We start from the raw sequence: 10,273 nt of genomic DNA on the forward strand, positions 1-10,273 counted from the left end.
AATGGCATCTCGGGCTCGCTTTCAGCCTCATGCGTTCTTGAACACCAATCCCTGCTCGGACCATGGGAAGCGGATCACTCGGCTTCCCTTGGACTCGATGTATCGGTCGAACGCCCACGGCGGGGCGCCGAGATGCCCATAATTGTCGAGTAGGAGCGGAGCGCCGGGACTGAGATGGTTCCAGATGTAATCGAGGGCCACCGGCTGCGGGCCGAGGTCCATGTGAGCGAAACAGATCGGCTGATCGTTCAGTTGGGCCAACTTTTCCGGATCGTCCACAAGGCCCTGGATCATCTCGAAGTGACCGTAGGCCGAGTTCATGCGGATGCGGATCTCGTCGGAGCACATGGTCGCCGTCGGGTCCATCATGTGGTCCTCGAACAGGTCCATCGCGTAGAGTTTGCGGGTTTCGCCGAGGTAGGCGAGCGTCTTCGCCATGTACCAGGTTGAGCCGCCCTGCCAGCTCCCCATTTCAAGGACGATGCCGGGCTTGGTCAGGCCGAATCGGAGCAATTCGAGAAGGAAGTTGATCTTCTCTTTCTGCATCATTGACGTTGGTGCATCGTGTTCGATTATCTTAATGTGCTTATAGATTTCCTCTTGCTCGAAGACGTTGATATCGTTTGAGGTTTTATAATTCATTCTGGGCGGGATAACTATTCTTCCGCCTGGATATAAATCGATTACCTTAGGTAAGTAGTCGTAGAGAAGCCCGTACTCACCAGCCAAAATCATATTTACGGGATGCGCGTGCTCAGGCGCATCGAGGACCGGTACGCCGCGGAATTTGACGCTGTTGAGCATTGGCCGCGGGTCGTAGATCGCGGCAATCCGGTCGGGATAGTAGTTGACCAGATGCTTGGCATACTCGCCGAAGCCGACGACCACAGCTCGAGTTCCTTCCTGCTCAAGATGCTGGCGCAGGAATGCTAGGTGCTCGTGATCAACGATGTTCGAGGGTGTCTGGTGAACGGTGTACGTCGCGCCGGTGCTCATGCGTGTCTCCCGCCGCGCTTATCTGAGCGCGGCGGAATGTCTAGCACTAATCCCAAAGACCCACCATGCGGCTGCGGCCGATTGTGGCCTTCGTCTCAAGGCCGGCTATACGCAGCCATTTGTCGAACGCGTCCGTCAGGCAACGCTGCGCCTCATTCCTCATTGCGGCAGAGCCTGAAAGCTTGGGGATGAAATGGACAGCCACCAATTCTCTCGTCATTCCGCGCTCGCGATAGCGCTAATTCGAGCTGTATCCTGATAAGCGGCAAGGCTCTGAAAGGGTTGGTCATGCACGGGGTGCCAAGTGAGCTTCGATGTTTGGTCCCAAAATTTATTGGAGCGGGTCTGAACGCAATGTTTGTCCGGAGACGTGTCGAGTGATGTGAGGGATTTGTGATTCAAAGGCAGCGTGTCTCTTGAGGCTGCTGATGTGGCCCAACAAGAACCGGACTTGGTACAATCGGAGCGGTCTGCGCGATCCGAGCAATCTGATGGATGAGGAATGGGCGCTGATCGCACCGCTGATCCCTCCGGCGAAACGCGGTGGCGGAAAGCGCAGCGTGGTTCTTCGCGCGGTTGTGAGCGGCCCGATGTACGTGCTGAACATCGGCTGCCAATGGCGGGCGATCCCCAAGACCTGCCCACTCCCTGGGCTTCGGTCGCTGGGCCATCGGTCCCATCCTCTGTCGGCTCGAAAGCCAAACTTCAGGGCGGACCACTCCCAAGGGGCCGATCATCCCCTTCAAAACGGGCTCTCCGACGCCACCCGCACGGCGGTGATCTCGGCGGACGAGGGCGCGCGCAGCACCGTCAGGTCGTCGTCGCGCCACCTCCGCGACACGTGGCCGAGGCGCGCGAAGGCGTCGAGCCAGCCGTCCATGGGCCAGAGGCCGTGGCGGGCGTGGAAGCGCCGGGCGTTCGCGACGATGCTGTCGAAGTGCTGGAGCGGCGGGTCGCAGGCGAGGTGATGCTGGTGGTAGGCCTCGCCGCGGGCGGTGAGCAGCACCGGCACCCCGGCGGCGGCGGCGCGGAAGGCCAGGTCGGTGTCCTCGGCGCCGTAGCCGTCGAAGGCCTCGTCGAACCCGCCGAGGCGGGCGAAGGTCGCCGCGCGCACGCCGAAGGCGAGGGACCAGAACAGGCCCGGATTGTTCGTGGCTTCGAGGCCGTGCGGGGGGAAAACCCGGACCGGGTGGGGCTGGCCGGCTTCGTGGAGTCCGGCCTCCGTCCAGCCGTCCGAGACGGCGCCGGCCGGCAGGTAGCGCACCTCGCAGCAGACGAGACCGTCGGCCTCGGCGAGATCGCCGTCGAGGCTGTCCACCAGATCGGCCGAGGGGATGCAGTCGACGTCAAGGTAGACGAGGTGGTCGCCCGAGGCCGCGCGGCGTCCGGCGTTGCGGGCCTTGGCGAGTGGCAAACCCGGCAGATCGAGGACGAGGCGGCGGATCGGGAAACCGTAATCCGGCAGGGGAGGGGGCTCCGCCCCCATCTCGACGACGATGCACTCGCGCGGGGCCGGTCCCTTCGCCAGCCCTTCGAGGAGGCGGCCGAGGTGGGCGTCGCGGCCCTTGTTGAGGGTGATGACGCTGGCGCTCACGGCTAGGATGCTCCCGAGACCGGGTTCATGCGGAGGAAGATCTCGTACGGCTTGTCGAAATGCGCCAGCATCTCGGGGGCGAGGCGAAAGCCCGTGGGATCGTCGTGGATGAGGTCCGTTGTCTGCGAGCGGTGGGCCGCCACGGCCTTCGCCTTCGCCGGCAGGTGCGCCGCGATGTCGAGGCGATAGCCCTCGGGGGCGTCGCCGACCTCCGTCTCCGGCGGCAGGGTCCAGCCCCAGACCGGATAGGCGAAGGCGGGGAGGGTCGGCCGCAGGGCCTGCGCCCGCCCGACGATGGCGGCCGAGGCCTTGTGATCGCAATGGGGGTCGTGGCCCCAGGTGACGAAGACCGCGCCGGCGTCGCAGGAATCGGCCTCTTCGAGGATGGCGGCGGCGGCGGCATCGGCCTGCGGGCCGGCGCTCGGCGCATGAGCGTCCGGCAGGCGCAGGAACCGCACGTGCCTGGGCGCGAGGCCGAGCTCCGCCACCGCCGCGCGGGTCTCGTCCTCCCGCAGGGACCGCAGGCGCTCGGGCGGGTAGAGGGCCGAATGGGTGTGCGAGCCGCACCCGTCCGTCACCACGACGAGGCGCACGGCGCGGCCGAGGCGGCTTGCCTCGGCGATGAGGCCGCCGCAGCCGAGGCTCTCATCGTCGGGATGGGGGGCAACCACCACGAGGCCCCCGGTCCCCACCAGGGTGTCGAGGGGGACGGCGGGCAGGCGCTCTGCGGCGGCGAGGAACGCTTCGACGTTCATGGGGGCCTCGTTCAGGGTCGGAGACGGGCTCCGGCATCACCGATGTGGCCCGGGAGATCAAGCCGCCGTGCGGCGCCTAACACACCGCCTCGATGGCCTCGCGCCCGGCTTTCATGTCGGCGGCGGTGGCTTCCGGCGCGTCCTGCACCTTCGGCGCGGCGCTGGCGCGGCACAGGGAGATGAGGATCGGGAAGTGATCGGAGCCGATATACGGCAGCCGCTCCAGGTGGCCGAGGAGGAAGTCGTCGCTGAAGAACACGTGGTCGAGGGGCCAGCGCAGGAGCGGCCATTTGGCGTTGAAGGTCGGATAGAGGCCCCGGCCGATGCGGGGGTCGAGGAGGCCGCTGATCTGCTGGAACAGGGTCGTGGTGCGCGACCAGGCGACGTCGTTAAGGTCGCCCGCCACCACGGCCGGCCCGTTCAGCTCCCGGACCTCGCGGGCGACCATCACGAGTTCGGCGTCGCGCGGCGCGGAACTCTGGCCGGGATGGGGCGGGCGCGGATGCACCCCGTAGAAGGTGAATCGCTCGCCCGACGGCAGGACCACGCCCGTGCGGATCGACGGCACGTCGTCCTCGAGGAGGAACCGGATCTGCGGATTCTCGAGGGGCAGCTTGGCATAGAACAGGAGCCCGTAGGTGTTGGGCTGGGCCTGCTCGACCGCATGGGGGTAGCGCGCCTTCAGGGGGCTCAACGCCTCGCGCCAGCGCGCATCCGTTTCCAGCACGAGGAGGAGGTCGGGGTCGTGCCGCGCCACGAGGCGCAGGAGGCTCTCGTGGTCGTCGTTGTCCTGGAGCACGTTGGCGATGAGCACCGAGACCTTCGCGTCGATCCGGCACTGGGCGTCCGTCGCGGCCACGGCCTGGGGGGCGTGGAGCGGCGTGAACGGGCGGATCTTGTGGAGCTGGTGGGCGAGGCAGGCGACGAGGACGACGAGGAGCATGAGCCCCGTCCGGTCGCGGGCGAAGACGAGGAGCAGGGCGAGGACGGGGAGGATTCCCACCGCCACCTGCAGGCGCGGGAAGTCGAAGGTCCGGATGAAGCCGGCGTCGCTGCGGAGGAACGGGATCAGAGTCGCGGCCACGAGAAGCCAGCCGGCTCCCTTGAGGGCCCATATCCAAACCGAACCCGCCACGCACGCACTCCCGCATTCCCACGCCGATCACGGCCAAGACCGGCACGACCGGCCAAAGCCAAGACCGACGCAACGCCGCGACGGCGGCGATGGTGCCGGATGCCGGTCCGGAAATCGTCGCCCGGCGCCTAGGGGCCGTCGTCCAGGGCGTCCAGCATCCGCGTGGCCGTCTCCACCGGCATGGCGATCCGGCGCGCATCCCCGGCCGGCTCGCCGAAGGCGAAGCCCGTCGGCTGGGCGCGGACATGGCCGATCCCGGCCTGGAGGATGCGGATGAAGCCCACCGGCGACAGCATCACGCCGACTCGCGTCCCGGCCGGGCCGAACACGGTGTTGTGGAGAGCCGAGCCTGCTTCGCCGACGACATGGGTCGCACCGGCGAACAGGGCCACCTGCCGCCCGAGGGATAGTGTCTCCGGGTGGACCACCGCGTAGCCGCGGCGCACGGCCAGGGCCTCGATCTCGGCGTGGTTGGTGAGGGACGACCCGGCGCCGGTCCGGGTCCGGCTGATGTAGAGGCGAGCGGGAAAGGTTTCGGGCTCCGCCGGGAACAGTCCCCAGGCGAGATTGGCCAGGGGTGAGATGGCGCTGCGCCAGCGGAGGAAGCTCGGCACGTAGACATCGCGGGCGAACAGGGTCTCCCTTCCCTTGTCCTGCCACAGGATGCGGTCGGGCCCGATTCCGGCGAGACGCAGCATATCCCCGACCCACGGCGCCACGTCGGCATCGAGGATGATGCGGGCCCGCAAGGGGGCGGCGAGCGCCAGGATCAGCCGGGGCCAGAGGTCGAGGAGCCAGTGGCCCCACACCGCCTCGCCGCCCTGCGAGAGCAGGATGCACGGCTCGTCGATGACGCGTATCCGCGACGGCGGCGCGATGCGGGCGGTCGTCTCGTCGAGTTCGAGGAAGCCGGCGTTGAACGGATAATCGAATCGTCCGAGTTCATGGAACTTGTAGCGGTCGAGTTCGATCAGCGCGTCGCCGCGCACGAGAAGACCCTTGCCGAACAGCAGCGTACCGCCGCCCATCCGGTAGAGGCGCAGCGGCGGCACCGACGCGCCGTTGCGATCGTACGTCGCGCGATCGCCCGAACCGAGCCAGCACAGCGGCCGCATGGTCTGTTCGCGGGGCGGGGCGACTTCGTGGAACCGGATGCCGTCGGGGGCCGGCCCGGCACAGAGTTCGCCGATGCTGTCCACCGGCAACGCGATCGCGTCGAGGGGTAGGCGCGCGACGGTTCGGGGCTGGAGCGGTGCCTTGTTCCCGTGCATGGACTCCGATCCGTCCCCACCCATTCAGCGCTGTCCTCGGAGCCTCAAACACCCCAACGGCTCAACCGACGCTTTGCGGCGCCCGGTTCTCCGGGTCGAGCCCGTCGGCGATGTCGCCGATCAGGCGGGCGGCCCGCCCCACGGCGTCGCGACGGCCGAGGGATGCAATGCGGGCCGGGTCGAGGGCAACGCCGGCCCGGATCAGGTCGGGCCACGCCTCCGATGGCCCCCAGGCTGGGCGATGGATCGCCGCCCCCTGCGCCGCGAGCGCCCGGGCGGTGGCGGCCTGCTCGTCGAAGGCCCGCGGCTCGGGGATGCAGACGAAGCGCTTGGCCCGCGCGACGACGTCCGAGACGAGCCCGTCGCCGCCGGCCCCGATCACCAGGGCGGCCCGATCGAGGTACGGCGCAATCTCGCTGACCCAGCCGTGCAGGTGGAGATTCTCGGGCGTCTCGTCGGGCACGTCCGCGACGGGGCCGAGGACGTGCCACTGCCGCTCCGGCACCGCGCGCGCCGCCGCCGCGAGATCGGCGCCGTCCCCGCCCGCCCCCCCGCGTCCGTAGACCACGACGAGGGAGCCGTCCTCCGGCGGCCGGTCGACCCGCGGTTCGGCGGCGAGGAAGCCGAGATACGCGGTTTTGGCGCGGACCCAGTCGGGGTTCGTCCCGCTGTCGAGGGTTTCGGGAAAGAACGCCAGCAGGCGCTCCGCGCCGCGGAAGGCTTCGAGGTGGGGCGGGTCCGTGCGGTCTCCGGGAAGCCGCACCACCAGGGTCGGCACCGACAGCAGCCGGGCGAACAGCGCGACTTCGACGGACACGTCGATGATGATCAGGACGGGATCGGCCGCCGCGACCCAGGCGGCGATCCGGGCCATGCGGGCGCGGAGTCCGTCGATGCCGAGGGGGGCGTAGTGGAATGCCAGGGGGCGGCTCGCGGCTTGGTCGCGCCCGTCGAAGCCCTCGGCGATACGGTCGTCGGGCAGGTCGAGGCACGAGGTGATGCCGGGGTCCGCTCCATGGAACGTGCCGAGGAGGGTGCAGGGCCTGTTGAGGGCTTGGGCGATGAGGCGCGCCCGAGCCGCGTGCCCGGCGCCCTGGTGATGGACGTAGTAGCCGATGGGCCGCCGGTTCATGCCGCGTGTCGACTCATGCGGCCGGCGCCGCCATGGCGAGGTCTCCGCCACGTCGCGCCCGAAGCGTCCTCCGAAGGGCTTCGAGGTCGGCCAGGACCACGTCGAGGGGCTGCGCCTGCGGCTCCGGGCCGGGCTCGCCGATCCGCGCCGCAAGGCGTTCGACGAACGCGATGGCGTTGCGGCATGGCTCGTCCGTGACCTCGGCGACCATGGCCCCGACGGTATCCGCGTCGATCCCGAGCCTGCGCAGGGCGGCGGGCCAGTCGGCGCCGGCCTCCCAGGCGAGACGCCAGTCGCGGCGGCGCTCGATCAGGGCGCGCCAATGGTCCGCCGGCGGAAGGCGGTAGCTTTCGTGGCCTCCGGCGACGCGGGATCGGCGCAGCATCTCCGTGGCCATACCGCCCTCGACCCGGCCGGCAGCCCGGTCGGAGACGGCGATGGACACCGCGGGGCAATGGCGCACCCGCCCGCCGGCTCGGCGGACCCGCGAGACCAGGGCGTTGTCCTCGCCGCAGGCCAGGGCCGGCAGGCCGTCGACGGATTCGTAGAGATCGACCCGGAGGGCCAGACTCGCCGCGACGTGGTCGCCGTGGCGCGGCGCCGGATCGTGCGGCGGCGGGTCGATGAGATCTTCCAGGGCGCGCACGCCGACCCAGTAGCGCTCGATCCGGGCATGGAGGTCGGCCAGCCCCGGATCGGGGCGCTCGGCCTCCGGGTCGATCATCAGGCGGCCGCCGACGAGATCGGCGCCCTCGAGCGCGCGTAGGTTGGCGAGTGCCCAATCGGCCGGAGCGACGGCGTCGGCATCTGTGCTGAGGAGGACGCCGTCGGAGACATTCTCGTCGCGCAGCCAGGCGACCCCGGCCTCCAGGGCCATCCGCCGGGCGGTGCCGACATGGGCGTCCGGCGGTGCGATCTGCGCCTCGATCACCCGCAGGCGAAGGTTCGCGCTGATGCCGTCGCGCTCCAGGGCGCGCAGGGTCGGCACGGTCTCGTCGGTGCAATTGTTAGCCAGCACCACCACCCGCAGCCGCGCCTCCGGGCCAGCGCCCGCTTGCGCATCGAGGGACCGGATCAACCGGGACAGGATCGCGGCCTCGTTGCGGGCGGGCACGCAGACGACCGCCCGCGACAGGGCTCCGTGATCGGCCATCACCGGCTCAGGCCTCGTCGAGGAGGTGGGCGCGGAGCGGACTGGGCGCGGCGAGGCGGATCTCCTCCGCGTAGAGCGCCTCGTAGCGATCGGTCATGATGTTGGCGTCGAACAGGTGCTCGGCCCGGCGCCGGCAGGCCTGGCGCTCCAGGCCGATGGCTTCGGCGACGGCCCGACCGAGGTCGGCGACATCGTCGGCTTTCGCCAGCACGCCGCACGAGGCATCGAGGATGTCGGGAATCGCGCCGCGCCCGAACGCCGCCACGGGCGTGCCGCAGGCGAGCGATTCCGCCACCACCAGGCCGAACGGTTCCTCCCAGCGCGGGCTGCACAGGGTGACGTGGGCCTCGCCGACGCGTCGGGCGAGGTCGGCATGGGAGAGGTGGCCGAGATAGGTCACGTCCGGGCCGAGGCGCGGGCTGATCATGCTGTCCCAATAGGCCGGATCGCTGCGTGGGCCGGCGAAGACCAGGGGCAGGCCGGCGGCGCGGGCCGCGTCGATGGCCAGGTGCGGCCCCTTCTCGGGAACGAGGCGTCCGGTCCAGATGGCGTGGGGCGGGTCCTTCGGCTGAGGATTGAAGGCGAAAGCGTCGAGGTCGATCCCATTACCGATGAGGAGCGGCCGGGGAATCACGTCGCACCACTCCGCCGCGAGGGATTCCGATACGGCCGCAAAGGTCATGTCGTGGGCCCGTGCCCGCACGCCCTGAACGAAGGGTTCGAAGGGCGGCGTGTGAAGGGCCGTCACCATCGGGGCGCCGATCTCGGGCGCGCGCAGCAGGGGCAGGGGATGGAGGCTATTGTTGTGGACGATGTCGAAGCTGCCCCGGGCGACGGCGTCCATGATGATTTCGTAGGCCCGATCTTCGCGGCGATCGATCTCGATGGCCGAAGCCGCGTCGAAGGCACTGCCCGTGGGCGGACACACCGGAACGAGGCCCAGGTCGGCCTGCGAGCCCTCCGACGCGTAGAGCGTGACCGCATGGCCGCGGGCGCGCAGGGCGCTGGCGAGGAAGTGCGTGTGCATCTCGAGGCCGCCCGAGAAGGGCTGGGCGATGGGATACTTGAGATGCGCGATGATGGCGATCTTCACGGGACTTGAAACACGGCGGCTGGAGGGGGCCAGGAAGCCGGGGTGGAAAGTCGAGGCGGCCGAAATCCGCCCTAACACGACGCCTTTCGGCTGAACAACGCCAAGATGTCGCCGGCTCGGCTCGATTCCGGCTGCGGGTCCGAGGAAGGTGTCGAACGAGTGCTTCGAGGTCGCTGCAGTCACGATGGCGATCCGGTCCGCTTGAAAACGAGTGATCCTGTCTTTTCCATAGTTTGTCTGAACGATCCCTGACTTCGAGAGACGGTAAACCCCCGTGCCGCCACGGGCATCGCCGGGTCCTCAAGCCGGCTGAGGGTGGCATGGGGTATGTGCGGCGGGACGGCCACGCACCAATCCCTGCTGCCCCGCAGCGAAGGGCCAATCGATTTTCTCAAGATCTGCTCAGGAACCAAGGTGCAGACCCAACGTTTCTGCTTCAGAACAATATCTCTGGAGGAACACATGCAACGTTCGACCACGCTGACCGGCGCTGCCGCCATTCTTCTTCTCTCGGCCACCACGGCCTTCGCAGCGCCCTGCGCCACCGGCACGGCAGGCAAGTCCGCCTCGATGGAGAAAAGCTCTAAGGTCGACGGCGGTGCGACGGGCAACGTCACTCCCGGTGCCAAGGCCGAGTCCCCCGGCACCGTCGGTGCCATGAACAACGTCGGTTCCAACACCGCGACATCGCCGAGCGACGTGTCGAAGCAGGCCGAAGGCAAGCCCACGGCGGCTCAGCAGGGCAACGATTGCTGAGGCGGATTGGGCGGCGATCCAAGCGATCGCCGCCTTTCATTGAGTTTCGAGCGGGACCGATCCGGGAGAAATCCCGGATCGGTCCCGTTTCACGTTTCGGCGTCGCGCGACGGAAGTGCCGCTGACCGATCAAAGGTCCGGCGGCCTGTCGGGACGGGAGGAGAGCCCACTCCTCGAAAGGCCGTCCGCATCGCCTCCGCGGCCCCGTGACGCCCGTGGCCGCGCCCGTCGCAAAAATTTCGCCTCTCTGTCATCTGGGGTGTTGACGGGGCGATGGGGGGTCCGTATACCCCGGTCATCGGCGGCGGCCAGCGGGACTTGAGGGTCTGGCGGCGGTGCCGGTACATCTTGGAGACGATTTATCGGATGGATGATCCGGCTTTGGCTG

Annotated in this window: 9 protein-coding genes and 1 pseudogene; 2 read left to right on the plus strand and 8 right to left on the minus strand. The window is 68.8% G+C overall.

Translation table 11 applies throughout. The features are described 5' to 3' along the window. Nucleotides 1-27: 27 nt before the first annotated feature. Nucleotides 28-996, minus strand: coding sequence for a class I SAM-dependent methyltransferase (locus MKK49_RS09520; protein WP_244027960.1), 969 nt, complete (start codon nt 994-996; stop codon nt 28-30). A 428-nt stretch (nt 997-1,424) separates the two neighbouring features. Between MKK49_RS09520 and MKK49_RS09525 the strand changes: the two are divergent. Continuing rightward, nucleotides 1,425-1,640: pseudogene (locus MKK49_RS09525) on the plus strand (transposase); the annotation flags it as partial. 98 nt (nt 1,641-1,738) lie between these two features. Here the strand turns inward: MKK49_RS09525 and MKK49_RS09530 are convergent. From MKK49_RS09530 to MKK49_RS09560, 7 genes are all read right to left on the minus strand, one after another. Then, entirely contained in the window at nt 1,739-2,590 is an 852-nt protein-coding gene (locus tag MKK49_RS09530; RefSeq protein ID WP_244027961.1) for a glycosyltransferase family 2 protein, read from the minus strand. A gap of 2 nt (nt 2,591-2,592) precedes the next feature. After that, nucleotides 2,593-3,345: a PIG-L deacetylase family protein gene (locus tag MKK49_RS09535; RefSeq protein WP_244027962.1), complete on the minus strand. Its 753-nt coding sequence runs from the start codon at nt 3,343-3,345 to the stop codon at nt 2,593-2,595. Between the two features lie 76 nt (nt 3,346-3,421). Next, nucleotides 3,422-4,480, minus strand: coding sequence for an endonuclease/exonuclease/phosphatase family protein (locus MKK49_RS09540; protein ID WP_244027963.1), 1,059 nt, complete (start codon nt 4,478-4,480; stop codon nt 3,422-3,424). Nucleotides 4,481-4,608: 128 nt separating this feature from the next. Next, nucleotides 4,609-5,751 (minus strand): glycosyltransferase family 61 protein, encoded by a 1,143-nt coding sequence (locus tag MKK49_RS09545; RefSeq protein ID WP_244027964.1) that lies wholly within the window; start codon nt 5,749-5,751, stop codon nt 4,609-4,611. Nucleotides 5,752-5,812: 61 nt separating this feature from the next. After that, nucleotides 5,813-6,883: a glycosyltransferase gene (locus MKK49_RS09550; protein WP_244027965.1), complete on the minus strand. Its 1,071-nt coding sequence runs from the start codon at nt 6,881-6,883 to the stop codon at nt 5,813-5,815. A 13-nt stretch (nt 6,884-6,896) separates the two neighbouring features. Further along, nucleotides 6,897-8,036: a glycosyltransferase gene (locus tag MKK49_RS09555; protein ID WP_244027966.1), complete on the minus strand. Its 1,140-nt coding sequence runs from the start codon at nt 8,034-8,036 to the stop codon at nt 6,897-6,899. A gap of 7 nt (nt 8,037-8,043) precedes the next feature. After that, nucleotides 8,044-9,129 (minus strand): glycosyltransferase family 4 protein, encoded by a 1,086-nt coding sequence (locus MKK49_RS09560; RefSeq protein ID WP_244027967.1) that lies wholly within the window; start codon nt 9,127-9,129, stop codon nt 8,044-8,046. A 462-nt stretch (nt 9,130-9,591) separates the two neighbouring features. On the opposite strand from MKK49_RS09560, the gene MKK49_RS09565 reads away from it, so the two are divergent. After that, complete coding sequence (locus MKK49_RS09565) at nt 9,592-9,885, plus strand: hypothetical protein (protein ID WP_244027968.1); 294 nt, start codon at nt 9,592-9,594, stop codon at nt 9,883-9,885. Nucleotides 9,886-10,273: the final 388 nt, after the last annotated feature.

Source organism: Methylobacterium sp. J-090, from assembly GCF_022829345.1.
GTDB lineage: Bacteria > Pseudomonadota > Alphaproteobacteria > Rhizobiales > Beijerinckiaceae > Methylobacterium.